Below are 24,353 nucleotides of genomic sequence, written 5' to 3' on the forward strand. Positions count from 1 at the left end.
CATGGCCGCTTGCTCGGGGTCGGGGTATGCCCGGCACTTATATGCCGTCCTCACGTAGCGCAACTTACCGAACACGCAAAGTGTTGTAAAAGGCGTCCGGGCGTACCGCCGCATTTCGGCCTCGGACGGTCCCGGCTCCGCCGGGACGCTCCTGACAGATTTCGGATTCTTCCCCGGCCTGAAGGCCGAGGTGTCGTTTGGAGGTTTTGGTGACCGTACGCGTGCCTGCCAAAGTGAACCTGCAGCTGAGCGTCGGCCCCGTCCGCGACGACGGCTACCACGACCTTGTCAACGTCTTCCACGCCGTCTCACTGTTCGACGAGGTGACCGCCTCCCCGGCCGACGCGCTCAGTGTCACGGTCGAGGGACCGGCGGGCGTGCCCACCGGCCCCGACAACCTCGCGGCCCGCGCCGCGACCCTGCTGGCCGAGCACCTCGGCCGGCGGCCGGACGTCGCCCTGCACATCCGCAAGGACATCCCGGTCGCCGGAGGCATGGCCGGCGGCAGCGCCGACGCGGCGGCGGCCCTCCTGGCCTGCGACGTGCTGTGGGAGGCCCGGCTGGACCGCGAGACGCTCCTCGAACTCGCCGCCCGGCTCGGCAGCGACGTCCCGTTCGCGCTGCTCGGCGGCACCGCCGTCGGTCTCGGCAGGGGAGAGCGGCTCACGCCTGTCGAGGTGGTTGGGGAGTTCCATTGGGTGTTCGGGTACGCGGATGGTGGCCTGTCCACGCCCGCGGTGTACGCCGAATGCGACCGGCTGCGCGCGGCGGGGGAGCAGGACAGCGTGTGGCCGCGGGTATCGGATGATCTGATGGCCGCCCTGAAGACCGGCGACGCCGAGGCACTCGGCCGTTCCCTGCACAACGACCTCCAACCGGCGGCGCTGAGCCTGCGCCCGTCGTTGGGTCAGGCGCTGGCGGCCGGCCACGACGCGGGCGCCCTGGGCTCCCTCGTGTCGGGCTCCGGCCCCACGTGCGCCTTCCTTGCCGCCTCGCTGGATCACTCGGCAGAACTGGCCGCAGCCCTGAACGAGTCGGGCCTGTTCGCCGCCGTACGCCCGGCCGTCGGCCCGGTCCCCGGCGTCGCTTTGGTGTGAACCGGCGTATCGGCGGGGACACAATCCGCGAAACGGTCAGGATCCGGCCGGCATGGTCACGGCTCGGCAACGCACACGGCAAGTAGCCTGGACGTCACCTGTCAGAATCCGTAAAGTCTAGGACGTTTTTGGGATCTGACGGGGTGTGCAGGGGCTGGCGAGATGACGCATCATTACGAGCGTCGGCGTTCCTGCTGAGACAGTGCGGTGCACGGGGGTGCTCGCACGAGGAGGCGATGGCTGTTGCCACCGGTGAACGCGAATTCCGTACCGCTCCCGATGTACAACAATTGGCCGGGCATCGACGACCGGGGCAAGCTGAGGGCGAACACCGGTCAGATCAGGGTGGCCGCCAAGCGACTCGAGGCTCACCTTGAAGATCTGCTGGCGGCGACTGAGAAGCTGAACCGCCCCGAGCCGGTGGCGTTCGGCCAGTGGGACGCCGCATCGTCGTTCCAACCGAGCGTCCAGGCCGGCCACCAGTCCCTCGCCGACCAGCACAGCCGCGTCCTGCACGCCCTGATGAGCACGATCAAGAAGCTGCATCGTGCGGCGAACGTCTACGACGCGAACGAGGTAGACCTCGAGCGGCGGATCGCCGCCGTGGACAAGCGCCTGAACGTCCAGCCCGCGGCCGACCTGGGCGGCCACGACCCCTCCTCGGCGCCGTCCAAGCAGGAGCCGACGGTGCCCAATTCGTTGAACCCGGACGGGAGAAACTGACATGGCCGACTCCTACTCGTCGCCCATGCGCGCCGGCGCTCCTTCTGGAACACCTGGTAGATACAACGATCCAGCAGACATCGACAAGCTTCTGAAGCAGACAGCTCCCGGCCACGTCACCCAGGCCGGAAAGGACTACCAGACGTTCGCTTCGGCGTACGGGAAGTTCGCCGGCGACATGGTCACTGTCCGCGACATCCTTCACGAAGCCTGGGGAGGAGAAGACGCCGGCGCTGCACAGTCGGCGCTGCGGGAGGTCTGGGCTTCCTCGGCGGCACTCCATCAGGCGGCCAATGAATTCGGAACGGCGCTCGAGGAGCACGGTCAGAACCTCGCCTGGTACAAGACGTCCAAGCCGCCTTCCAAGAGTTTGGCCGAAGCCCAGAGCTGGATGGGCGGAGCGAACGAGCGCATCTCTCAGGCGTGGATGGCGATGCCCTCGGAGGTCAGCACCAGCCTCCCGCCCGGAGATGCTCGCGACGGCTATTCTCCGGACGCTGGGGCCGACCCCACAGGTGGAGGCCCCATGGGTGGTGGCCCTGCAGGTGGAGGCCCTGCCACGGGCGGAGCCTCGGGTAGCGGTGGACACGTGCCGGGACTCGGTGGTGGCGGAACTGTTTCCCCTGGACACGTCCCAGGCGGAGGTAACCATTTGCCGGGGACCGGTGGTTCGAATACGGATCTCGCGGGCTGGACTCCGACGCCATCCAGCCCAGGAATCGGAGGATCCAGCGGTGGAGCGGGTCCTCTCCTGAATGACCCGGGCATTCCGGGAGTAGGTGGCGGCCCTGGGCTCGGATCGCCTACGCCAGGCATGAGTGGTGCAATGCCACCAGGTGGTGTTGGGAGCATCAACCCATTGAGTAGCCGCTGGGGCGCAGGCGGCGCTGCGGCGGCTGCGGCTCAAGAGGCAGAGGCGAGCGCTGCCAGCCGAGCCGGGATGATGGGTCCTGCGGTCGGTGCGGGAGCCGATCGCGGTGAGCGCGAACGCAAACGCGCGACATGGCTTGTAGAAGACGAGGATGTGTGGAACGACGGCATCGATGCAGGTCCCCAACTCATCGGTGACGGAGCCACCAAAAACGATTCCTCAAGCGAGAGTGACGCGTCGGCCGAAGATGTTCAGCTCGATCTATCCAGTGATAGCGATGATCTTGCCGATCTTCTCAAGGAGCTTGATCTCGAAGACGGCGTCGGAGATCCGCAAGAGGAGATTTCTAGGCTCCGCGCAAAGATCGAGCGATTGGAGCAACAGGCGAGCTTCGAACAGAGCGGAACGGGGATCCGTATTCAGCAACCCCGCTGGCCTTTCGAGGACGATGCGTGAAGATTGTTTGGCGTTTCGCTGCAGGCATCATCGCCGTCGCTTCGGCGGTGATGCCGGCTGCGACGGCTAGCGCGCTACCTCAACCACGCCAGGAAGAGTGGTGGTTTTCCGCGTGGGGTATTCAGAGTGACGTGTGGCCGACGACGACTGGCGTCGGTGTCACCGTCGCCGTTCTCGATTCCGGTGTGAATGCTAAGCTCCCAGAGTTGGTCGGATCGGTTCTCGCGGGTAGTGACACAACAGGGCGCAAAACTGATGGCCGCCAAGACCTCGATGAAAAGGATTATGGGCACGGCACTGCCATGGCGGCGCTCATCGCTGCCCACGGCGGAGGGGCCACTAATTTTGTGGGTATTGCACCAGGGGCCAAAATACTGCCTGTCCACGTCACGCTACGGGTCGGCGACCAGATAAACCAGTACGAAGATTATGCGAACGGCATCAGATACAGCGTAGATCACGGCGCTAAAGTAATCAGCATTTCTCAGGGGGCAAATTCGGCAACTCTACCCAACCACTGTGATCCAGATCTTCAGAATGCCGTTTCCTATGCGGTCCAACGCGATGTCATCGTCGTTGCAGCTGCCGGCAACAGTGGAGCTGGCTCAAACTGGCCGGAGCTTCCTGCTTCGTGTGCAGGAGTCCTGGCTGTAGGGGCGATCGACAAGACCTTGCAGCCGTGGGGCGGCACGCAGAGACAGTCTTATGTCGCTGTAGCTGCTCCAGGAGTTGGGGGAACGGTCGGGAAGGATGGGCGATACTTCGCTAAAAGCTGGGGGACAAGTATTGCCACGGCGCTGACATCGGGCGCCATCGCTCTCATACGATCGCGTAACCCAGAGATGCCGGCACGGACCGTGGTTCAGCGACTAATCGCAACGGCCCGCCCGTTGGGATCTCCAAAATGGAACGACCGAACGGGATACGGTGCCATTCAGATCACCGCCGCGATGAACCCTAATCGCTATCCTGTTCCATCCAACGCACCAAACCCTGTGTACGAGGGGTTCGAGAAGTGGCCAGTATCCCACTCTGTGGGGGCGAAAACTGCCCCTCCGACACCAGGTTCTTCAGTGTCCCAGGCGCCGCGCAAATCGACTCATACGAGCAGACGTATTGTCGCTATTTTCATCGCTATAGCGGCGATCGCTGCGGCGGGGCTTCTGATCGGTGCAATCCTATGGCGGCGCCGGGCCAACGCCAGCAAGATCGCCTCCGCCGCTGAGATGCAGGCACACGCTAGATCATATAATGCGCGATCCGGGGGCCATGCGAATGAAGGATGACGCTGGAGCCTGGGGCCAAGTACGGGCGGAACTCAAAGAAGCCATATCTCAGTGCGAGCAGTTCGAGGTGGCGGCTCGTAGGAAACGGGTCGTTCAAACGGACCGGCAGGGGATTGTGACGGTGACCGCCAATGGATTCGGCGATATCGTCGATCTCGCAATCTCTGATCAGGCTCTGCGGCATCCGCAACGGCTCGGCGCTCAGATCACCGAAGCGGTCGTCAGGGCGCGGCGTGCGGGCCAGATCGTTGGCGAACGTCTCCGCGAGTTGAAGTTCGACGCCGCTCCTTCCGCCAATAGCCTGAAGACGGTGATTAGTGAGATTCCCGACGCGGTCAATTACGACCAGATCGATTATTCTGGGGCAGCGGACACCAAGAACGCCATCGCGGAGTGTGGGGAATTTCTTCAGCGCCTCTCCGGTGATGTCGGCGCGTTTGAGCGAAGGTTCTTGCGTTGTGAGATCGGAGCGGCTGTCGGGCATGTGGAGAGCAACGTGACCGAAAGCCGCCTCAGGATCAGCATTAGGCCGGAAGCGCCTAGAGAAGTTGGCTTGGAGAGGCTCTCGCAACAGACGATGACGGCGATCAATAGAGTCGCCAAGCAGTCAAGTGGAGTCCGGGTCGGTACAATTAAGAAAGCTCTTGTCGAGTCGCCCGTACGAAAATTCGGGCGCGCAATCGGAGAAGAGTAAAACTATGGCGGACGGTTACAAGGTTGAGAAGCGGCGGCTTGAACGCCATGCCGCTTGGCTCGACGGGCAGCGCGAAGAATGGGACAAGAGAATACCCGGCGATCTGCATGGACTTTTCACGACTGGAGGCGAATTTACGGCCGCAGGGGATAATTTTGTGGCGGAGCTTGAGGGGCTGCGCGAAAAGTACGCAAATGATATAGTGCCCGGCGTGTGTAGCCTTATGGCTGAGGTGGTGGCGGCACTCCGTTCCGTGAAAAAGAACTACGGCGATGCGGAGGAGGCGTCAACTGTGGCACACCAAGGCGAAAGGCTGCCTCAGCATCAAACGCCGGGAAACGATCTCGGTCAAATTCTAAACCAAGGCACTCGGTGATCTTTTTATGGCTGACAGCTTTCCGCCGCCGGTTACGGCAGCCATTTCGGCAGCATACAAGGTCAACGCCGGCCTAGGCGCCCAAGTGAAGTTTGCGGCGCAACAATCCTGGGGCGATCCTCAAGCGATCAAAGCGCTCGCTCGATCTTGGACCGCGCTTGCTACACACGTCGATAATACGGGCAAAGACCTTCAGAGGGAAATTCGATCACTGGGCCAAGACTGGGAGGGCGGCGCCGCCGACGCATACAAGAACTGGATGCAGACGTTGAACGACGAGTCGATTCAAGTGCTGTCCGGCCAGTTCAAACAGATATCGTCGATTTTGGACGGTGCCGCTGGTGATGTCAGTGCAATGAACGAAGAGTTCACCAAACTCTGCACCTGGTTCGTTGCCACGGTCCTCGCCGCGATAGCGGCCTCAAGGACCGGGACGGTAGGTGCACTCGCTGCCGTAGGCGCCAGCATCAAGTTTGCCGATAGGCTAATAGAGTTCCAGAACTCCTACCTAGAAAAGCTCAATCCACGCACGCAGGCTCTACGGCAAATATCCACTGGAATTCAAAACGGCAGCATCGGTCGACGCGTTCAACATTCTCCTGATCTTGAGCATCCCTTCCCGTATTTCACTCGAGAATTCGCGGACCCCTACCAGTGGAATGTTTTGGGGGATTGGCGAAACTGGAAGATGCATAATTAGGTGCATGGGGTCCGATGATACACAACGACGCGGTCGACATCACTCTAAGAAATACATGGCGATGGTCGCCGCTTGTAATTGTCGCCGGGATATGGGCGGTCGTGCTCGTCATGTTGGGCGGTGTCGATCGTGATTTCCTTGAGTTCACTGGAATTCTCCTTGTTGGAATTGCCTACATCGCAATGGTCCAGTTGAGGTTCAGGGTGATTCTCACCGGCGAGGGGATCGCCGTGCGTGCGTTGCGTCGCAGGTTCATTCCGCGGCAAGAGATCGCCGCGATCGAGGTTCGCCGCTGGTTCGGCGGGCGTCGGCTGACCGTGGTCCGTGCGGACGGAACCACCGAACGACTCCCGGTGCCGTGGCCCGAGGATTCGCGCTGGAACGAGATGCTCGAAGAGGCTCAGCAGTGGGTGGCGGGCTCTCGACGCAATGATGCGTCACGGACCTCCTAGCTCACACGGCTCCGGTGTTCTCGCGTTATGGGGCTTGATGTCCGGTTGTGAGGCCGAGGGTGGTGAGGCAGCGGCGGGCGTTTTGGAGATGTCGCCGGTTGGCTTGGGCGATGTTGGTCCAGAGTTTCAGGATGCCGATGGCGAGGTTTCGCAGGGCGGTCATGACGGCGGGGCCAGTGCCGGTGCGGATCTGGGAGGCGTCTTCGCGGTAGGTGACGTCGCGTATGTGGTGGAGGGCTTCGATCTGCCATTGGCGGCGGATCCAGGCGGCGAGTTTGTCGGGCCGGGCCTGGTGGGCGGCGAGGCTGGTGACGGCGTAGACGGTGGTGGTCGAGGATTTGCCGCCGTGGCGGGGCCGGGTCTTGCGGGTGATGGCGATGGCCTGGGCGGCGTGGTAGAACAGCAGCCCTTCGGCCAGCGTGACGACCTTGAGACAGCGGCCTTCGGTCCGGCCGTGTCCGGGCGGGTGGACACCGACCTCGCCGAAGACGCCATCCTCGTCACCAGCGAACTGGTCACCAACGCGATCGCCCACGGCGCCGCACCGGTCACCCTTACCGTCACCGAACGGACCGAGCCCGAGCGGACCGTCATCCTCGACGTCGCCGACGCCTCACCCGACCTACCCGTCCAAGACCTCCCCGGCGAGGTCGGCCACTTCGGGCTATGGATCGCCGAAGAACTCGCCCGCGTCACCATCCACCCCACCACGACCGGCAAGACCGTACGCGCCGAATTCATCCTCTTCGACCAACCGGCCACCCGGTGATCGGTCCTGGGCCCGTACACACAACTCTCACCTCTGGCTCGCGTTTCCGCAGATGAACGAAGATCGTGCAGCCAGTTTGTGTGCGAACGGGTCTGGTATCGGCGGCAGGGCGCGTCACGCCCGGCGCCGGCCAGGGCACCGCAAGGGCAGACTGCGGGCAGGAATCGGGACGCGGAGGTGAGGCCGATGGGCGACGGGGCTTCGATCGGGACGGTGACGATCACTGTCTGCCGGGAGCAGGATGTCGAGCTACTCGAGCGGTACATGCCCTCGCCGGGGCGGAATCGGTTCCACGCACGGCGGTTCGCGCGTCAGGAGCAGGGTTTGAGCACGTACCTGGTGGCCTGGTTGGACGAACGGCCGGTGGGTTCGGGGGCGATTTTGTGGGACGGGTGCGGGGCGGTCGAGGTCCGGCGGCGCTATGCGGACTGCCCGGAGCTCGGTGGGCTCGGTGTGTGGCCGCCGGAGCTGCGGTCGAGAGGGATCGGGACGGCGTTGATACGCGCGGCTGAGGCACGCGTTCGCGAACGCGGTCACCGCATGATCGGGCTCGGGGTGAACGACGACAACCACGCCGCGGCCGCGTTGTACCTGCGGCTGGGGTATCAGGAGACCGGCTGCCAGTACCTCGACCGGTACGACTACGTCGGGACGGACGGCGTCATCCGTCAGGCCGCCGATCCCACTCGCTTCCTGGTGAAGCCGCTGGATGAGACATCGTGATGAGCTGGCACCCTCGCCGCTGACCGTGACGACGCGTCGATCACACCCGCGTTCTCATCACGTACGCGAGCGGCGGGCGCGCGCTTCGTCCGCGGGGCGGTCAGGGGGCGTATGCCACTACCCTTGGTGGCGTCGTGAATCTGATCAATGTTGAAGGCCTGAGCAAGGCGTACGGGCCGTCCCCTCTGCTCGACGATGTCTCCCTCGGCGTGTTCGCCGGCGACCGGATCGGCGTCGTCGGCCGCAACGGCGACGGGAAGAGCACACTCGTCTCCTTGCTGGCCGGCCGCATCGAGCCCGACAGCGGGCGGGTGACACATGCACGGGGCGTGCGGCTGGGGTTCCTGACCCAGCGCGATGAGTTCCCCGACGGTGCGACCGTTCGCTCGGTGGTGTTCGGCGATCAGGCCGAGCACGAGTGGGCGAGCGACGCTCGTGCGCGCGACATCCTCGCCGGGTTGCTGCCAGGGGTCTCGCTGGACGCCCCGATGGCCGGCATGTCCGGTGGGGAACGCCGGCGGGTGGCGCTGGCCCGGCTGCTCGTCCCCGAGACCGACCTGCTGGTCCTGGACGAGCCCACCAACCATCTCGACATCGAGGCGATCGCCTGGCTCGCCGGGCACCTGAAGGATCGCACGCTGATCGTCGTCACCCACGACCGGTGGTTCCTGGACGCGGTGACCGAGCGTACGTGGGAGGTGGCCGACGGGCAGGTGCACCGGTACGAGGGCGGCTACTCCGCGTACGTCCTGGCCAAGGCCGAGCGGGCCCGCATCGCCGCGTCGACCGAGGAGAAGCGGCAGAACCTCCTCCGCAAGGAGCTGGCGTGGCTTCGCCGGGGGCCGCAGGCCCGTACGTCGAAGCCGAAGTTCCGTGTCGATGCGGCGAACGCGCTGATCGCGAACGAGCCGCCGGCGCGGGACACCGTGGAGCTCGTGCGGTTCGCGACGGCGCGGCTCGGCAAGACCGTGTACGACGTCGAGGACGTGACCGTGCGCGTCGGCGATCGCGCGATCTTCGAGCACCTGACGTGGCAGCTCGGACCAGGAGACCGGGTCGGGATCGTCGGCGTCAACGGCAGCGGGAAGACAACGCTGCTGCGGCTGCTGGAGGGTACGGTCGCGCCGGCCGCCGGGCGGGTCATCCGGGGGAAGACCGTGCAGCTCGCGCACCTGTCGCAGGAGCTGGGCGAGCTCGACCCGGGCCGTCGCGTCCTGGAGACGGTCGAGGAGATCAAGCGGCGGATCACGCTGGGGAAGAAGGAGTTCTCCGCCGGTCAGATGCTGGAGCGCTTCGGGTTCCGCGGCGACGCGCAGTGGACCCCGGTGGGCGACCTGTCCGGTGGGGAGCGGCGGCGCCTGCAGCTGCTGCGGCTGCTCATGGCCGAGCCGAACGTCCTCCTGCTGGACGAGCCCACCAACGACCTGGACATCGAGACGCTGACCGAGCTGGAGGACCTGCTCGACGGATGGCCGGGGTCGCTGATGCTGGTCAGCCACGACCGGTACTTCCTGGAGCGGGTCAGCGACCATGTCCTCGCGCTGCTGGGCGACGGCCGGCTGTCGCTGCTGCCCGGCGGGGTCGACGAGTACCTCGACCGGCGCCACCGTTCGACGCCGGAACCCGCGCCCGTACGGGCCGCCGAGCCGAAGCCGGCCAAGAACTCCTGGCAAGCGAAGAAGGAGCTCGACCGGCTCGAACGCCGGATCGAGAAGCTCGGTGCCCGCGAGGCGGAGCTGCACGAGCTGATGGCCACCCACGCCACCGACCACGAGAAACTGCTCGAACTCGACGCGGAGCTGAAGAGCGTACGCGCCGAGCGCGAGGAGATCGAGGAGCAGTGGCTCGTCCTCGCCGACGAGGTGTAGGGGGTGTCCGGGGTGGACGCTCCCTAGGCCGGGACCGTACGAGGGTTGTTCATCACCGGCCGATGCCGCGATGATCCTTTTTCATGTCGACATGGATCACGCGCTTCAACGGTATGGGTGACGGGCCGCGGCTGGCGGTCAAGGACGCCATCGACATCGAGGGATCGCCGACGACCGCGGGCAGCCGCGCCGTCGCCGACCGCGCCGAGTCGGCGGCGGCCGACGCCAGGGTCGTGGCGACGGCGCGCGCCCAGGGCGCGCGGATCGTCGGCAAGGCGAACCTCACCGAGTTCTGCCTTGGCGCGGACGGCGTGAACCCGTGGTTCGGAACCCCGGTCAACCCTCTCGACCCGGCGCGTGTCCCCGGCGGATCGTCCAGTGGCTCGGCCGTGGCCGTCGCCACCGGAGAGGCGGACGTCGCGTTCGGCACGGACACCGCCGGGTCGGTGCGGATCCCGGCCGCCTGCTGTGGCATCGCGTCGCTCAAGACGACGCACGGCCGAGTGCCCCTCGACGGCGTGTATCCGCTCTCGCCCTCCCTCGACACGGTCGGCCCGATGGCCAGGGACGTCGCAGGGGTGGCCCTGGGCATGGGGCTGATCGAGCCCGGCTTCGCCCCGGCACCGTACGACCCGGGCATGACCGTCGGCCGGCTGCGAATCCCCGGGGTGGCCGAACCGGCGATCGACGCGGCGGTGGACGCGGCGCTGCGCCAGGTGTTCACGGTGGTGGACGAGACCTGTGCGCACTTCGCGGACGCCGTCCTGGCCAATGGCGTGTTCGTCGGTGAGGAGGCCTATCGCCAGAACGGTCACCTTCTGGACGACGCGAGCCGGCTCAGCGAACGGATGTACCGGCGGCTGAGCGGTCTGCGTACCGACGCGGAGGGCAAGCGGGGGTGGGCCGAGGCGACCCGGACGGCGATTCGGGCGGAGCTCGACGTCCTGTTCGAGCGACACGCGGTCCTCGCGTTGCCGGTCCTGCCGACCGTGGCGCCGCCGCCTCCGGCCGGAGACGACGATCTCCTGTTGTGCGTGCTGACCGCACCGTTCAACGTCGCCGGGCTGCCGGTGTTCGCGCTCCCGGTGCCACTGCCCGGGTCCCATCTACCGGCCGCCGTGCAGCTCGTCGGACCGGCGGGGGGCGAGGAATTGCTGTGCGGTGCGGCCGCCGCTCTGGAAGCCGCGCTCGGCTGACCGTTCGCCCGGCTGCTCGACTGCCCGACTGCCCGGCCCAGGATCTGCCCGGCCGAGGACGCGCTGGTGGTCGCTCGGCTGAGAGGGCCGTGGGGCGGGAGGACTGTCGGTTCGGTGGCGGGAAGGGCAAGATGATTCCGTGACCTTGGTAATGGCGAGCACACGAGGCCGACCATGACGACGTGGCTGCTCCGGATGGAGGCACCCGGAGACGGTCCCCGGCTCGCCGTCAAGGACGCGATCGACGTCGCGGGGCTGCCGACGACCGCGGCCTGCCCCGTCATCGGGGACCGGGCGGAACCGGCCGAGGCGGACGCTCCCTGCGTCGCCGCCGCGCGGGCGCAGGGCGCCCGGATCGTCGGCAAGACGAACCTCACCGAGCTGTGCCGGGCCATCGACGGCATCAACCCCTGGACGGGCACTCCGGTGAACCCGCTCGATCCGCGACGGGTACCGGGCGGTTCGTCCAGCGGCTCGGCGGTGGCCGTCGCGACCGGCGAGGCCGATGTCGCGCTCGGCACCGACACGGCCGGATCCGTACGGGTCCCGGCGGCCTGCTGCGGAGTCGCCGGCTTGAAGACGACGCACGGCCGGGTTTCTCTGGAGGGAGTGTTCTCGCTCGCATCGTCACTCGACACGGTCGGGCCCCTCGGCCGTGACGTCGCGGCGATCGCGCTGGGCATGGGGCTGATCGAGCCGGGCTTCACACCGAAGCCGTACGAGGCCGGAGTCGTCGTCGGGCGGCTGCGTCCGGACGGCGTCGCGGTCGATCCGGCGATCGACGCCGCCGTCGACGCGGCGCTGCGCGCGGCGGACCTGGCGTTCGCCGACGAGCCCATGGACGCCTGGGCCGGTGCCCTGTCGGCCGGCAACACGCTGATCCTCGGCGAAGGCCATCGTGCGCACCGAGGCCTGCTGGCCTACCCGGACCGTATGAGCGTCCGCATCCGGCGGCGCATCGAACGCGGCGAACGGATCACCGACGGGATGCTCGACGAGGCGTACACCACCCGGGCGGCGACGCGAGACCTCTTCGACAAGCTCCTCGAACGTTTCGCGGTGCTCGCCCTGCCGACGATCTCGCAGCGACCACCCCTGATCGGCGCCGAGCGCGAGGTGGACCTGACCGAGCTCACGCTGCCGTTCAGCCTGTCCGGTCACCCCGCGCTGGTGCTTCCCGTGCCGGTGGCCGGGGATGGTGAGCTGCCGGCTTCGCTGCAGCTCGTCGGGCCGATGGGCGGTGAGGAACGGCTGCTGGCCGTCGGCGTGGCCATCGAGGCGGCCCTGCGCCGATGACGGTGCTCACGTTCGGGCACGGCACCGCGTCGCAGGACCGGATCGCCGAGCTCCTGACGGCCGCGGGCGTCGCGTTGCTCGTCGACGTGCGTACGGCGCCCGGGAGCCGGCGCAATCCGCACGTGGCGCGGCACGAGCTGGAGCGATGGCTGCCGGAGCACGGGATCGACTACCGGTGGGACAAGCGTCTCGGCGGCTTCCGGCGGCCGCCCGCCGACTCTCCCGACGTCTTCTGGCGGGAGGAGATGTTCCGTGGGTACGCCGCCCACATGCGCGGCGCGGAGTTCGGCGCGGCGATCGACGACCTGCTGCGGGAGGACCGGCGGCAGGCCGTGATGTGCAGCGAGAGCGTCTGGTGGCGCTGCCATCGGCGGTTGATCGCCGACTACCTCGTGCTGGTCAGGGGCGTACCGGTCGATCACCTCATGCACGACGGGCGGCTCGTCCCGCACACTCCAGCACCGGGCGCCCGGATCCGCGACGACGGGCTCCTCGTCTACGACGGCGGCCAGGAGCCGCTCATCTGAGCCGCTCCGGCGACGCCTCGGGTCAGGCGGCCGGGTCGGTGTCGAAGGGGACCAGGAGCGAGCGCAGCAGGCTCGCGAGCGTGCGACGGTCATCGGGGCTGAGGGAGCCGAGGAGCTCGCGCTCGCGGTCAACGAGGTCGGCGAACGCGGCGTCGACCCGCGTGCGGCCGGCGTCCGTCAGCCGGACGAGGACGCCGCGCTTGTCCTGCGGGTCGGGGCTCCGGCGGACGAGGCCTGCGGACTCCAGGCGGTCGATCCGGTTGGTCATCGTGCCGGAAGTGACCAGGGTGGCGCGCAGCAGCCGGCCGGGACTCAGTTCATACGGTGGACCGGCGCGCCGTAGTGCGGTCAGCACGTCGAACTCCCACGACTCCATGCCGTGCGTGGCGAAGACCGCCCGGCGGGCGCGGTCGAGGTGCCGGGCGAGCCGGGAGACCCGGCTGAGGACGTGCAGCGGCTCGACGTCGAGGTCCGGGCGCTCCGCACGCCAGGCCTCGACGAGCCGGTCCACCTCGTCCTCCACAACCGATCACCTTACCTGTCTTGACGTCGAGATATCCACGCCGGATCATCCGTCTTGACGTCAAGAGATCAGTATCCCGGTCCTCCTTGGGCCACGGGTGGGAAGGAGACGGCCTTGAGCCTCCTGGTTGGATTTCACCACGTGCAGCTTGCCGCGCCTCCGGGCACGGAGGGGCGGATGCGGGACTTCTACGCCGGCACGCTCGGGCTCGCCGAGGTGTGCAAACCGGTGGAGCTGGCCGCCAGGGGCGGAGCGTGGTTCCGCGCTCCGGGCATCGAGATCCACATCGGCTCCGAGACGGGCTTCCGGCCCGCGAGGAAAGCCCATCCTGGGATCCTCGTGCGCGACCTGGAGGCGCTGGCCGCCCGGCTTCGGGCCGCCGGTCATTGCGTCGTCCGTGACGGCCTGCTGCCCGGATATCGGCGCTTCTATGTGGACGATCCCGTCGGCAACCGCCTGGAGTTTCTAGAGCCCGTCGAAGCGGTCTGAGCTCGTCCGCCCCACGCCGGCCCGCCGGCGGCTCGTCCTTCGGTCTCGCGTCGATGTCACGGGCCCCCGCCTCCCGGTCGGCCGGCATCTCCCGGTCGGCGAGTACGTCGAGCAGGATGCCCAGGATCCCGCGGAGCTCCTCGACGTGGTCGGCCTTGTGGGCCGCGTTCTCGAAACCGGCCGACTGGGCGTCGGGCGCCGCCTCGGCGTCCTCCAGGGCCTCGGGCGCCGGCTCGGCGTCCTCCAGGGCCTCGGGCGCCGCCTCAGCGTCCTCCAGGGCCTCGGGCGCCGGCTCGGCGTCCTCCAGGGCCTCGGTGAGCCGCATCATAGGCGTCGCCCTGGGTGTCCGGCCGTGTCGTGCGCTCCAGGGAGACCCGGCTGAAGACGTGCGGGGGCTCGACGTCGAGGTCTGGGCGCTCCGCGTGCCGGGCCTCGACCAGCCGGTCTACCTCGTCCTCCGTGACCGATCACTTATCTGTCTTGACATCAAGATATTCGTGAGGGGATCATGTGTCTTGATGTCAAGAGATATATGGAATCCCGAGCGTTACCGAACGTATGCCGCCGAGCGCGCCCGGCCCTTCTCCGAACTGCTGGCCCGCGTCGACGTCGACGACCCCCGCCACGTCGTCGACCTCGGCTGCGGACCGGGCGAGCGCACCGCGGACCTGGCCGCCCGATGGCCCGGTGCCCGCGTCGAAGGCGTCGACAGCTCCGCCCGGATGATCGCCGAGGCGCGTGGGGCGGCACTCGGCGCCCGGGTGCGCTTCTCGATCGGCGATCTCGCGATGTGGAAGCCCGACGGCTTGGTCGACGTGATCTTCTCCCACGCGGCCCTCCAATGGGTGCCCGGCCACCAGAGCCTGCTGCCCCGATGGGTCGACGCTCTCGCCTCGGGCGGCCGGCTCGCCTTCGGGATGCCCGGCAATTTCGACGCGCCGAGCCACGTCATCCTCCGTGAACTGTGCGCCGCACCGCGCTGGCGGGACCGGCTCGCCGCGACGGTCCGGCACGACGTCGTCTCCACGCTCACCGAGTACGCCGGGCTGCTGGCCGGTCTCGGCTGCGAGGTGGACGCCTGGGAGACCACCTACCTGCAGATCCTGCCCGGTCCCGACCCTGTGCTCGAGTGGATGAGCGGCACCGCGCTGCGGCCCGTGTTCGATGCGCTGCCGGACGACACCGAGCGGGAGGAGTTCCGCGCCGAACTCGCGGTTCGGCTGCGCGCGGCATACCCGCGCCGCTCGTGCGGCACGGTCTTCCCCTTCCGACGGATCTTCGTCGTCGCCCGACGGCCGTCGCCACCACCGAACGCCGAGGCGAAGGGGAGCGAATGGTGATTCCTCGAGCCTGAAGAGGCGGTCTGACTCAGGGTGCGTCCGGTGGATCTTCGTCCGGCTGCGCCATGAACAAGATCCACCGGACATGCCCTGGGCGCGTGAACCGGGGCGCCCGGTCCTCCGGGCGCCGCACCGGTGTCACGGGCCGCGCGCCTCGCGGTCGGCGAGCATCTCCCAGTCGGCGAGGACGTCGAGCAGGATGCCGAGGATCCGCCGCAGCTCCTCCACATGGTCTGCCTTGCGCACCGCGTCTTCGAAGCCGGCCGGCTGGGTGTCGAGCGCCAACACGGCGTCCTCCAGGCCTTCGGTGAGCCGCATCGCGCAGATGTCGCCCTGCGCGTCGGCCACGCCGCGCGCTCGCCGGACCGCCGCCGCGCGCCCGATCTTCCCGCCGGCGCGCCCTCGCCCGGCGCGGCCTCGATCGGAACCACCGGATCGATATCGCACTGCCCACCTCCTGGATCCCGCCGACGGCGGATCACCGCCGCGAGGGCACGGATCCGCGGACGGGCGCGAGCCCGTCATCGTCGCTTGGTCGGGTACGACCATAGGGACCGGGTGTGACAGAACGGCTACATGAAGTGAGGGGGCCGAGGTGGCGCCCGATCAGAGTGATCCGGGCTCCACGACGTTGCGGCGGGCGGCCCGGGCGTGCTCCTTCGCCTCCTTGGCCGCCTCCTTGGCCTCCTTGGCCGCTTCCTTGGCCCGGGCCTTCAGGTCCTTCTGGCGGGCCTTGTGGTCCGTCGTCAGGTACGGCTTCGGCTCGAGGCCGGACAGCCCGTTCCACGCGAGGTTCACCAGGTGGGCGGCGACCTCCTCGCGCTTGGGCTTGCGCACGTCCAGCCAGTAGGTGCCGGTCATGGCGACCATCCCGATGAGCGCCTGGGCGTACAGCGGGGCCGCCTTGGGGTCGAAGCCCTTTTCCTTGAACTCGTCCCCGAGGATGTGCTCGACCTGGTTGGCGATGTCGCTGAGCAGGCTGGCGAACGTCCCCGTGGCCGAGGCGGCGTGCGAGTCGCGGACGAGGATGCGGAAGCCCTCGCTGCTGTCCTCGATGTACTCGAGGAGGGCGAGCGCCGCGCGTTCGATCTTCTGCCGGGGGTGTCCGCCGACCAGGGCCTTGGTGATCAGGTCGAGTAGTCGCGCCATCTCGCGGTCGACGACGACCGCGTAGAGCCCTTCCTTCCCGCCGAAGTGCTCGTAGACCACCGGCTTGGACACTCCCGCCACGCTGGCGATCTCCTCTATGGAGGTGCCGTCGAATCCGCGTTCGGCGAAGAGTGTCCTGCCGATGTCGAGCAGTTGCTCCCGTCGTTCTTTTCCGGTCATACGCTTCCGGCGCGACCGTGGGGGTTCGCTCACGTCCTCAATTGTTGCGGTAGCGGCCGAATCGTTGGCTACGCTCACTGCCTGCTCTTCCCTGGCGGCCCTGGACTCCCGACCGCAGGCGGCGCCGTGTGAGACTGATTAGTTTCGCTTACGATATCCGCTTTGCGGCGAGCCGTTCGGCGTTCGGCCAACGAACGTCGGATACCCAGCCGAGCTTTTCGAAGATCCAGATGGTCCGGGCGCTGATGTCGATCTGGCCTTTCAGCACACCGTGCCGGGCACAGGTCGGGTCCGCGTGGTGCAGGTTGTGCCAGGACTCGCCGAAGGACGGGATCGCGAGCCACCAGACGTTACGAGCCTTGTCCCGTGAGTCGAACGCCTCGTCACCCATTACGTGGCAGATCGAGTTGATGGACCAGGTGACGTGGTGCAGCAGGGCGACGCGGACCAGCGAGCCCCAGAAGAAGGCGGTCAGCGCGCCCCACCAGGACATGGTGATCAGCCCGCCGAGGAGCGCCGGGATCAGCATCGAGACGGCGACGAGGCCGGGGAACACTCTGCTGATGCGGCGGATGTCCTTGTCGGCCACCAGGTCGGGGCAGAACTTCGCCGGGGAGGTGCGGCCGGCGTCGAACAACCAGCCCATGTGCGCCCAGACCAGGCCCTTGCTGAGCGCCTTCCAGTCGCCACCGAAGCGCCACGGCGAGTGCGGGTCGCCCTCCTTGTCGGAGTACTTGTGGTGACGGCGGTGCGTGGCCACCCAGTCGATCACGCTCATCTCGATCGAGAGGCTGCCGGCGAGGGCCAGCACGATGCGCAAGGCGCGCTTGGCCTTGAACGACTTGTGGGTGAAGAGGCGGTGGTAACCGACCGTCACTCCCATGCCCGTGATCGTGTACATGACGGCGGTGATCGCCACATCGCTCCAGCCGAGACCCCAGCCCCAGGCGAACGGCACGGCCGCCACGACGGCGAGGAGCGGAACGACGATGAAGACGGCCAGCAGGACGCGTTCGAAAATGCCCTTGGGCTTCGCTTCGAGGTCGGGTCGGACCTGCGATCGGGGTGGCGCGGACGGGGCTACGGTCATGCGGCTTCCTCCTGCCCATCGGGAAACTTACGGCTACGCAACCGTAACCTACGGCGGCGTAAGTTAGGTAGATACCCGACAGTATTCCCGCAAACATGTCGCACGAGTCACACGACGCTTGCCGGTCGGCAAGCCGCCGTTGAGCCCCTCATGGCGACGTCCATGACGTGGGGGATTGGCCCGGATTGTCCGGGTGTGAGCGCGGCGACTCTTCGTGATCGAAACCGATGCGCCGTCCGACGGGGCAGCCGCTATCGTTAGGGATGCCCGGCGGCAGGAATGCCGCCACGGCGATCCGGCGTGGTGAAATCGGCATCACGGAGGGTTTTGGTCCCTTTATTTCTGGTTCGAGCCCAGACGCCGGAGCTCACTCCCCAGCCCGTACCATCGCGCTGACCTGGGGTTCGTCTGCCCGCCGCCCGGACCGGGGCGCGCGGGCCGCCGACGCGGGCGGTATCCTTCGGGTGTCGGGCGGGTAACGGCCCTGCGACCCCGCCTTCTCGCAGGCCGGCACCTCACCGGAGGTCTCCCCAGGCGTCCGTGGCCCGACTCGAACCTGTCAGCGACGCCGAGGAGCCTCCTCCAGTGAGCGGAGTGAGCCACCGGGCGATGCCATGTCACAGCAGTACCACCGAGCCGTCCGGTGAGGTGGTCGCGTGACCATGAGTCGCCCCGCAGCCGTCATCGTCCTCGCCGCGGGCGAGGGCACCCGGATGAAGTCCCGTACCATCCCGAAGGTCCTGCACGAACTGGGCGGACGCAGCCTGGTCGGGCACGTCCTCGCCGCCGCCCGCGACCTGCGGCCCGAACGCGTCGTGGTCGTCGTCGGGCACGGCCGGGACAAGGTCGTCGAGCATCTCGCGGAGATCGCCCCCGACGCGGTCGCCGTGACCCAGGAACAGCAGAACGGCACCGGTCATGCGGTGCGGGTCGTCCTCGAGGCGGTCGGCGCGCTGACCGGCACGGTCGTCGTCACCAACGGCGACCACCCGCTGCTGCGCGGTGAGACCCTGACCGAGCTCGTACGGGCCCACGAGACCGATGGCAACGCCGTCACGGTGCTGAGCACCGACATCCCCGACCCGACGGGGTACGGCCGGATCGTCCGGGGGCCCGGCGGCGAGGTCGCCGCGATCGTGGAGCACAAGGACGCGGGCCCCGACCAGCGGGCCATCAGCGAGATCAACGTCGGCATGTACGCCTTCGACGGAAAGCTTCTGGCGGACGCGCTGGGCCGGGTCACCACCGACAACGCCAGCGGCGAGGAGTACCTCACCGACGTCGTCGGGATCCTGCGCGGGGACGGCCACCGGGCCGGCGCGTACAAGGCGGCCGACTGGATCGAGACCCAGGGCGTCAACGACCGGGTCCAGCTCGCCCAGGCGCGACGCCAGCTGAACGACCGGATCCTCGAGGCGCACATGCGCGCCGGCGTGACGATCGTCGATCCGATGTCCACGTGGATCGACGTCCAGGCGACGCTCGAGCCCGACGTGATCATCGAGCCGGGCACCCAGCTGCGCGGCGCCACCCACGTCTCGGCGGGCGCGCGTATCGGCCCGAACACCACGATCACCGACACCTCGATCGGGGAGGACGCCGTGGTGGTCAACGCCGTGTGCCTCTCCGCCGAGATCGGCCCGGAGGTGAGCGTCGGTCCCTTCGCCTACCTGCGGCCGGGCACCAGGCTGGCTCGCAAGGCCAAGATCGGCACGTACGTCGAGACCAAGAACGCCGTGGTCGGCGAGGGCAGCAAGGTCCCGCACCTGACCTACGTCGGCGACGCGGAGATCGGCGAGGGCTCCAACATCGGCGCCGCCTGCGTCTTCGTGAACTACGACGGCGTCACCAAGAGCCGCAGCGTCGTCGGCGACCACGTCAAGGTCGGCAGCGACAACATGATCGTCGCTCCGGTCACGATCGGCGACGGCGCGTACACCGCGGCCGGTTCCGTGATCACGGACGACGTGCCGCCGGGCGCGATGGCGGTCGCCCGGGGACGCCAGCGCAACGTCGAGGGGTGGGTCGAGCGCAAGCGCGCCGGCACCCCTTCGGCCGAAGCGGCACGCCGCGCCCGCGAGCAGGACGGCCAGGACAGCGAGTAAGGGGACGGTACGGGTGACAGGGATGAAGGCGACGGGCGAGAAGAAGCTGATGCTCTTCTCCGGCCGGGCATACCCCGAACTGGCCGAAGAAGTGGCAGAGGCCCTCAGCGTGGAGCCGACGCCCACGTCGGCGTACGACTTCGCCAACGGTGAGACGTTCGTGCGGTTCAACGAGTCGGTGCGCGGTTCTGACGCGTTCGTGCTGCAGAGCCACACCGCCCCGATCAATCAGTGGATCATGGAGCAGCTGATCATGGTCGACGCCCTCAAACGGGCGTCGGCCAAACGGATCACGGTGGTCGCGCCGTTCTTCGGCTACGCGCGGCAGGACAAGAAGCACCGTGGCCGCGAGCCGATCTCCGCGCGCCTGATGGCGGACCTGTTCAAGACCGCCGGCGCGGACCGGCTCATGGCCGTCGACCTGCACACCGCGCAGATCCAGGGCTTCTTCGACGGCCCGGTGGACCACCTGTTCGCCCTGCCGATCCTCACGAGCTACATCAAGTCCAAGCTCGACACCGCGCAGGTGACGGTGGTCGCCCCGGACGCCGGGCGGGTGCGCGTCGCGGAGCGCTGGAGCGACGAGCTCGGCGGCTGCCCGATGGCGATCATTCACAAGCGGCGCGACCCGGAGGTCGCGAACGAGGTGAAGGTCTTCGACGTCGTCGGTGAGGTCGCCGGCCGCACGTGCGTCGTCGTCGACGACATGATCGACACCGGCGGCACGATCGTGAAGGCGGCCGACGCGCTGTTCGAGGAGGGCGCCGAGCGCGTCGTGGTGGCCGCCACGCACGGCGTGCTGTCCGGGCCCGCCGTCGACCGGCTGAAGAACTCCCGGATCTCCGAGGTCGTACTCACCAACACGCTGCCGATCCCGGACAACAAGCGGTTCGACAAGCTGACCGTGCTGTCGATCGCGCCGCTGCTGGCCCGGGCGATCAGTGAGGTGTTCAGCGACGGCTCTGTGACCAGTCTCTTCGGCGGGCACAGCTGAGAATCCGACCCTCGGCACGAACTGGAACGCCGATCGGCTAAACTTGGGAGACCGTGTGCGTCCGACGCTGCGTTGATGGGCTCGCCCACCTTGAGCCCGGCCGCGAGGAGCACCGACGATCTTCGACGCCACGCGCGCCGACTTTGTACTGACAAGCTTCATTTCAGCGAGGAGTTTTCGCCGTGTCCGAGGTACGCATTGCCGCCGAGCCCCGCACCGAATTCGGTAAGGGCCCCGCCCGGCGCGCTCGCAGGGCCGGCAAGGTGCCCGCCGTTCTGTACGGCCACGGCACCGACCCGAAGCACATCACGCTGCCCGGCCACGAGCTGATGCTCGCCCTCAAGACCCCCAACGTGCTGCTGCGCGTCGAGGGCCTCGGGGACGGCGTCGAGCTCGCGCTTCCGAAGGACGTCCAGCGCGACCCGCTCAAGGGCTTCCTCGAGCACGTCGACCTGCTCGTCGTGAAGCGCGGTGAGAAGGTCACCGTTGAGGTTCCCATCCAGGTGACCGGCGAGATCGCGCCGGGCGGCATGCTCGACCAGCAGCTCGTGCAGATCGCCCTCGAGGCCGAGGCGACCCACCTCCCCGGTGCGGTCGAGGTCGACGTCGAGGGCCTGGAGATCGGCACTCAGGTCCTCGCCAAGGACCTCAAGCTGCCGGCGGGCGCGACCCTCGGCGCCGACGAGGAGGCCCTGGTGCTGCACGTCGTGGCGGCGCCGACGGCCGAGCAGATCGAGGCGGCGACCACCGGCGAGGCTGAGGCGCCCGCGGCCGAGGCCGCCCTCGCCGAGCCCGCCGAGGGCGGCGAAGAGTAACAGCGCCGTCCAGGCGCCGGATGGTCCAGGCGCCCGACGTGCTCGGGTGCCGGATGTCCGTCCGCCGGGCGCGCTCGGGCGGCGGGCGTCCGCCCACGGTGCGGTGTGCCCGCTGGGATGATGGGACGGCTTCGCGGTCGCTCCTGACGGCCCGTGGCGCGCAGTCGTTCACTAGTGTGTGAGCGCCCCTGCCCGGGGCGCCCAGAGCCCGTGTGGAATGGGTGTCGGACAGGCCCGGCGGCCCATTGCGCGCGGGCTTTGACGTATGTCGGAGGATGCTCGGTGAGCGCGACCATGAGCGGTGCGAACGAGCCCTGGCTCGTCGTCGGGCTCGGCAACCCCGGACCGCAGTACGCCGGTAACCGGCACAACGTCGGCTTCATGGTCCTCGATGTGCTGGCGGCGCGGATGAGCGGGCGGTTCAAGGCGCACAAGGCGCGCGCCGAGGTCGTCGAGGGCCGTCTCGCGGGCGTCCGGGTGGTGCTCGCGAAGCCCCGGTCGTACATGAATGAGTCCGGGGGCCCCGTCAAGGCGCTGCACGACTTCTACAAGGTTCCGCTCGAGCGCGTCGTCGTCGTCCACGACGAACTCGACATCCCGTACGGCACGCTGCGGCTGAAGCGCGGTGGTGGCGACAACGGCCACAATGGACTGCGCTCGATCACCAAGGCGCTCGGCGGCCCTGACTATCTCCGGGTGAGGTTCGGCATCGGCCGCCCGCCGGGGCGCATGGACGCCGCGGCTTTCGTGTTGCGTGACTTCTCCGCGACCGAGCGCAAGGAACTCGACCTGAACGCCGAACGCGCCGCCGACGCCACGGAAGCGTTGTTCACCGACGGTCTGGAACGCGCGCAGAACGTCTATCACACCGCATAGAAGGTCTTTCGCACCGCTGCGTAGTCGAGTGCCGCGCAAAGCGTGGTTTCCATCACTCTGTGCACTCTGGGTCTCTATCGTGCCGGGTGTAGGCATCCGGAATACAGCGCCGTTCAGTCTCCCGATGGCTGAAAGGTCGCAATTCGGTACTGACCGTCACTGATAGGACGCGGAGGGCGGTAAACGGCGAAACGTGTGAACCTCTGGGGTTCACGACGCGTCCTGATCCAGCAGAGTCCTGGGGTATTTCGGCGAGGGGTGAGATGGCGGTCGTCGGAAAGGCGTGGCCGGAGGCCCAGTCCGCCCACAACGGTCGTTCGCAGGCCGAATCCTGGGCGTCCGGGTACGCACGGCAGGCGTTCTGCGTCGACTTCTTCGCGGCCCTGCTCGCCGGCCTGATCGCGTTCGTCGCCCGATTCCGCTATCCCACGTTCGGTGACCCCTGGAGCACGCCCTACATCGGGCTGAGCCTCGTCCTGCCCTTCCTGTGGACGGGCGTGCTCAACATGGGACGCGCGTACGAGCAGCGGCTGTTCGGCGTCGGCTCCGAGGAGTTCCGCCGGGTCATCCAGGCCGGATTCTCGCTGACCGCGACGGTCGCGATCGCCGCGTACGCCACCAAGATCGACGTCGCCCGCGGATACGTCATCGTGGCGCTGCCGCTCTCGACGATGCTCGCGCTGGCCGGGCGCTACCAGCTGCGCAAGCGGCTGCACCACCGGCGGAAGGCGGGCGAGTGCATGCGCCGCGTCGTGGCCGCCGGCCACCGGGCGGCAGTGGCCGACCTGGTCAAGCAGCTGCGCCGCGAGACCCACCACGGCATGGAGATCGTCGCCGCCTGTCTCCCCCCGATGCTCACCTCCGGCGACGACGCCGTCCACGAGATCGAGGGCGTCCGGGTCGCCGGAGACTTCGCCGGGATCGCCGGCGTCGTCGAGACCGCGCAGGCGGACACCGTCGCCGTCCTGGCCTGTCCGGAACTGGACGGCGTGGTCCTGCGCCGCCTCGCCTGGCAACTCGAGAAGGACGACGTCGACCTCGTCGTCGCGCCCGCGCTCATGGAGGTCGCCGGCCCGCGTACCTCCATCCGCCCGGTCGCCGGGCTGCCGCTCCTGCACGTCGAACACCCCGAGCTGACCGGCGTCCGCCGGCTGGCCAAGAGCGCGTTCGACCGCACCGTCGCCTGTGCGGCGCTGATCGTCCTGTGGCCACTGCTGGCCGCCATCGCGATCGCCATCCGGCTGGAGAGCCACGGCCCCGCGTTCTTCCGCCAGACCAGGGTCGGCCGGGGCGGCCGCGAGTTCACCGTGCTGAAGTTCCGCACGATGGTCGTCGACGCCGAGCGGCGCAAGGCCGAGCTGGTAAAGCTCAACGACCAAGACGGGGTCCTGTTCAAGATCAAGAATGATCCGCGGATCACCCGGATCGGGGCCTGGCTGCGTCGCTACTCCCTCGACGAGCTGCCGCAACTGTTCAACGTGATCTGGGGCGACATGTCGCTGGTCGGCCCCCGCCCGCCGCTCCCCGAAGAGGTCGCCCAGTACGGTGACGACGTACGCCGCCGCCTCGTCGTACGACCGGGCATGACCGGTCTGTGGCAGGTGAGCGGCCGGTCGGATCTGACGTGGGAGGAATCCGTACGCCTCGATCTGCGTTATGTCGAGAACTGGTCTTTGACACTCGACCTGCAGATCCTGTGGAAGACCTGGGCCGCCGTGTTGCACGGTTCCGGAGCCTACTGACGTGTAGTAGAGAGAA

The 24,353-nt window shown here is 67.9% G+C and carries 25 protein-coding genes and 1 pseudogene; 21 read left to right on the forward strand and 5 right to left on the reverse strand.

Annotation, left to right across the window (positions count from 1 at the left end; genetic code table 11):
* The first annotated feature begins 209 nt into the window (after nt 1–209).
* The 14 genes from AB0I04_RS06430 to AB0I04_RS06495 all read left to right on the forward strand — a co-directional run bounded on the left by AB0I04_RS06430 (nt 210) and on the right by AB0I04_RS06495 (nt 13,034).
* Nucleotides 210–1,097: a 4-(cytidine 5'-diphospho)-2-C-methyl-D-erythritol kinase gene (locus AB0I04_RS06430; protein ID WP_360880027.1), complete on the forward strand. Its 888-nt coding sequence runs from the start codon at nt 210–212 to the stop codon at nt 1,095–1,097.
* A gap of 279 nt (nt 1,098–1,376) precedes the next feature.
* The gene (locus tag AB0I04_RS06435; RefSeq protein WP_360880030.1) at nt 1,377–1,820 is read left to right on the forward strand and encodes a hypothetical protein; all 444 of its coding nucleotides are present in this window, start codon (nt 1,377–1,379) and stop codon (nt 1,818–1,820) included.
* Nucleotides 1,821–2,679: 859 nt separating this feature from the next.
* Nucleotides 2,680–3,147, forward strand: a complete 468-nt coding sequence (locus tag AB0I04_RS06440) for a hypothetical protein (RefSeq protein WP_360880033.1) — start codon at nt 2,680–2,682, stop codon at nt 3,145–3,147.
* Nucleotides 3,144–4,433 carry a S8 family serine peptidase gene (locus tag AB0I04_RS06445; protein WP_360880035.1) on the forward strand — a complete coding sequence of 430 codons (1,290 nt, stop codon included), beginning with the start codon at nt 3,144–3,146 and terminating at the stop codon, nt 4,431–4,433. The genes AB0I04_RS06440 and AB0I04_RS06445 overlap by 4 nt, the downstream gene beginning before the upstream one ends.
* A complete protein-coding gene (locus AB0I04_RS06450) occupies nt 4,423–5,127 on the forward strand; it encodes a YbaB/EbfC family nucleoid-associated protein (protein WP_360880038.1) in 705 nt (234 codons plus the stop codon). The genes AB0I04_RS06445 and AB0I04_RS06450 overlap by 11 nt, the downstream gene beginning before the upstream one ends.
* Before the next feature lie 4 nt (nt 5,128–5,131).
* Nucleotides 5,132–5,503 carry a hypothetical protein gene (locus AB0I04_RS06455; protein ID WP_360880041.1) on the forward strand — a complete coding sequence of 124 codons (372 nt, stop codon included), beginning with the start codon at nt 5,132–5,134 and terminating at the stop codon, nt 5,501–5,503.
* Nucleotides 5,504–5,510: 7 nt separating this feature from the next.
* Nucleotides 5,511–6,203, forward strand: a complete 693-nt coding sequence (locus AB0I04_RS06460; protein ID WP_360880044.1) for a WXG100 family type VII secretion target — start codon at nt 5,511–5,513, stop codon at nt 6,201–6,203.
* A gap of 14 nt (nt 6,204–6,217) precedes the next feature.
* A complete protein-coding gene (locus tag AB0I04_RS06465) occupies nt 6,218–6,655 on the forward strand; it encodes a hypothetical protein (RefSeq protein WP_360880047.1) in 438 nt (145 codons plus the stop codon).
* Nucleotides 6,656–6,692: 37 nt separating this feature from the next.
* A complete protein-coding gene (locus tag AB0I04_RS06470; protein WP_360880050.1) occupies nt 6,693–7,424 on the forward strand; it encodes an ATP-binding protein in 732 nt (243 codons plus the stop codon).
* Nucleotides 7,425–7,688: 264 nt separating this feature from the next.
* Nucleotides 7,689–8,147 (forward strand): GNAT family N-acetyltransferase, encoded by a 459-nt coding sequence (locus AB0I04_RS06475; RefSeq protein ID WP_360881026.1) that lies wholly within the window; start codon nt 7,689–7,691, stop codon nt 8,145–8,147.
* A gap of 134 nt (nt 8,148–8,281) precedes the next feature.
* A complete protein-coding gene (locus AB0I04_RS06480; protein WP_360880053.1) occupies nt 8,282–10,015 on the forward strand; it encodes an ABC-F family ATP-binding cassette domain-containing protein in 1,734 nt (577 codons plus the stop codon).
* A gap of 83 nt (nt 10,016–10,098) precedes the next feature.
* Nucleotides 10,099–11,211 (forward strand): amidase, encoded by a 1,113-nt coding sequence (locus tag AB0I04_RS06485; protein WP_360880056.1) that lies wholly within the window; start codon nt 10,099–10,101, stop codon nt 11,209–11,211.
* Nucleotides 11,212–11,385: 174 nt separating this feature from the next.
* Nucleotides 11,386–12,507, forward strand: a complete 1,122-nt coding sequence (locus AB0I04_RS06490) for an amidase (RefSeq protein WP_360880059.1) — start codon at nt 11,386–11,388, stop codon at nt 12,505–12,507.
* Nucleotides 12,504–13,034, forward strand: a complete 531-nt coding sequence (locus AB0I04_RS06495) for a DUF488 domain-containing protein (RefSeq protein ID WP_360880062.1) — start codon at nt 12,504–12,506, stop codon at nt 13,032–13,034. Before AB0I04_RS06490 ends, AB0I04_RS06495 begins: the two co-directional genes overlap by 4 nt.
* 22 nt (nt 13,035–13,056) lie before the next feature.
* Here the strand turns inward: AB0I04_RS06495 and AB0I04_RS06500 are convergent, their stop codons facing one another.
* Nucleotides 13,057–13,557, reverse strand: a complete 501-nt coding sequence (locus tag AB0I04_RS06500; RefSeq protein ID WP_360880065.1) for a MarR family transcriptional regulator — start codon at nt 13,555–13,557, stop codon at nt 13,057–13,059.
* 114 nt (nt 13,558–13,671) lie between these two features.
* Between AB0I04_RS06500 and AB0I04_RS06505 the strand changes: the two genes are divergently transcribed.
* Nucleotides 13,672–14,046, forward strand: coding sequence for a VOC family protein (locus AB0I04_RS06505; protein ID WP_360880068.1), 375 nt, complete (start codon nt 13,672–13,674; stop codon nt 14,044–14,046).
* A 368-nt stretch (nt 14,047–14,414) separates the two neighbouring features.
* Here the strand turns inward: AB0I04_RS06505 and AB0I04_RS06510 are convergent.
* A pseudogene (locus AB0I04_RS06510) lies at nt 14,415–14,486 on the reverse strand (MarR family transcriptional regulator); the annotation flags it as partial.
* Between the two features lie 78 nt (nt 14,487–14,564).
* Here AB0I04_RS06510 and AB0I04_RS06515 point away from each other — a divergent pair.
* Nucleotides 14,565–15,386 (forward strand): trans-aconitate 2-methyltransferase, encoded by an 822-nt coding sequence (locus AB0I04_RS06515; protein ID WP_360880071.1) that lies wholly within the window; start codon nt 14,565–14,567, stop codon nt 15,384–15,386.
* A 138-nt stretch (nt 15,387–15,524) separates the two neighbouring features.
* Here AB0I04_RS06515 and AB0I04_RS06520 read toward each other — a convergent pair whose 3' ends face one another.
* From AB0I04_RS06520 to AB0I04_RS06530, 3 genes are all read right to left on the reverse strand, one after another.
* On the reverse strand, nt 15,525–15,833 hold the full coding sequence (locus AB0I04_RS06520; RefSeq protein ID WP_360880074.1) for a hypothetical protein: 309 nt from the start codon (nt 15,831–15,833) through the stop codon (nt 15,525–15,527).
* A 159-nt stretch (nt 15,834–15,992) separates the two neighbouring features.
* Complete coding sequence (locus AB0I04_RS06525; protein ID WP_360880077.1) at nt 15,993–16,715, reverse strand: TetR/AcrR family transcriptional regulator; 723 nt, start codon at nt 16,713–16,715, stop codon at nt 15,993–15,995.
* A gap of 148 nt (nt 16,716–16,863) precedes the next feature.
* Nucleotides 16,864–17,805, reverse strand: coding sequence for a fatty acid desaturase (locus AB0I04_RS06530; protein ID WP_360880080.1), 942 nt, complete (start codon nt 17,803–17,805; stop codon nt 16,864–16,866).
* Between the two features lie 656 nt (nt 17,806–18,461).
* On the opposite strand from AB0I04_RS06530, the gene glmU reads away from it, so the two are divergent.
* From glmU to AB0I04_RS06555, 5 genes are all read left to right on the forward strand, one after another.
* The gene (gene glmU / locus AB0I04_RS06535) at nt 18,462–19,910 is read left to right on the forward strand and encodes a bifunctional UDP-N-acetylglucosamine diphosphorylase/glucosamine-1-phosphate N-acetyltransferase GlmU (RefSeq protein WP_360880083.1); all 1,449 of its coding nucleotides are present in this window, start codon (nt 18,462–18,464) and stop codon (nt 19,908–19,910) included.
* Between the two features lie 13 nt (nt 19,911–19,923).
* Nucleotides 19,924–20,904, forward strand: coding sequence for a ribose-phosphate diphosphokinase (locus tag AB0I04_RS06540; RefSeq protein ID WP_360880086.1), 981 nt, complete (start codon nt 19,924–19,926; stop codon nt 20,902–20,904).
* Nucleotides 20,905–21,086: 182 nt separating this feature from the next.
* A complete protein-coding gene (locus AB0I04_RS06545) occupies nt 21,087–21,719 on the forward strand; it encodes a 50S ribosomal protein L25/general stress protein Ctc (protein WP_360880089.1) in 633 nt (210 codons plus the stop codon).
* Between the two features lie 294 nt (nt 21,720–22,013).
* Nucleotides 22,014–22,595 carry an aminoacyl-tRNA hydrolase gene (gene pth / locus AB0I04_RS06550; RefSeq protein WP_360881028.1) on the forward strand — a complete coding sequence of 194 codons (582 nt, stop codon included), beginning with the start codon at nt 22,014–22,016 and terminating at the stop codon, nt 22,593–22,595.
* A 263-nt stretch (nt 22,596–22,858) separates the two neighbouring features.
* Nucleotides 22,859–24,337, forward strand: coding sequence for a sugar transferase (locus AB0I04_RS06555; protein ID WP_360880092.1), 1,479 nt, complete (start codon nt 22,859–22,861; stop codon nt 24,335–24,337).
* Nucleotides 24,338–24,353: the final 16 nt, after the last annotated feature.

Origin of the sequence: Actinoallomurus sp. NPDC050550 (assembly GCF_040655075.1) — a bacterium.
Lineage (GTDB): Bacteria > Actinomycetota > Actinomycetes > Streptosporangiales > Streptosporangiaceae > Actinoallomurus.

Excerpts from the sequence above, each read along its gene's own strand:
- AB0I04_RS06490 (WP_360880059.1), top strand. The coding sequence starts at position 11,386 with ATGACGACGTGGCTGCTCCGGATGGAGGCACCCGGAGACGGTCCCCGG.
- AB0I04_RS06435 (WP_360880030.1), top strand. The coding sequence starts at position 1,377 with ATGTACAACAATTGGCCGGGCATCGACGACCGGGGCAAGCTGAGGGCG.
- AB0I04_RS06495 (WP_360880062.1), top strand. The coding sequence starts at position 12,504 with ATGACGGTGCTCACGTTCGGGCACGGCACCGCGTCGCAGGACCGGATC.
- AB0I04_RS06485 (WP_360880056.1), top strand. The coding sequence starts at position 10,099 with ATGTCGACATGGATCACGCGCTTCAACGGTATGGGTGACGGGCCGCGG.
- AB0I04_RS06475 (WP_360881026.1), top strand. The coding sequence starts at position 7,689 with ATGCCCTCGCCGGGGCGGAATCGGTTCCACGCACGGCGGTTCGCGCGT.
- AB0I04_RS06530 (WP_360880080.1), bottom strand. The coding sequence starts at position 17,805 with ATGACCGTAGCCCCGTCCGCGCCACCCCGATCGCAGGTCCGACCCGAC.
- AB0I04_RS06525 (WP_360880077.1), bottom strand. The coding sequence starts at position 16,715 with ATGACCGGAAAAGAACGACGGGAGCAACTGCTCGACATCGGCAGGACA.
- AB0I04_RS06465 (WP_360880047.1), top strand. The coding sequence starts at position 6,218 with ATGATACACAACGACGCGGTCGACATCACTCTAAGAAATACATGGCGA.
- AB0I04_RS06455 (WP_360880041.1), top strand. The coding sequence starts at position 5,132 with ATGGCGGACGGTTACAAGGTTGAGAAGCGGCGGCTTGAACGCCATGCC.
- AB0I04_RS06555 (WP_360880092.1), top strand. The coding sequence starts at position 22,859 with ATGGCGGTCGTCGGAAAGGCGTGGCCGGAGGCCCAGTCCGCCCACAAC.
- AB0I04_RS06460 (WP_360880044.1), top strand. The coding sequence starts at position 5,511 with ATGGCTGACAGCTTTCCGCCGCCGGTTACGGCAGCCATTTCGGCAGCA.
- pth (WP_360881028.1), top strand. The coding sequence starts at position 22,014 with ATGAGCGGTGCGAACGAGCCCTGGCTCGTCGTCGGGCTCGGCAACCCC.
- AB0I04_RS06470 (WP_360880050.1), top strand. The coding sequence starts at position 6,693 with ATGTCCGGTTGTGAGGCCGAGGGTGGTGAGGCAGCGGCGGGCGTTTTG.
- AB0I04_RS06515 (WP_360880071.1), top strand. The coding sequence starts at position 14,565 with ATGTCAAGAGATATATGGAATCCCGAGCGTTACCGAACGTATGCCGCC.
- AB0I04_RS06450 (WP_360880038.1), top strand. The coding sequence starts at position 4,423 with ATGAAGGATGACGCTGGAGCCTGGGGCCAAGTACGGGCGGAACTCAAA.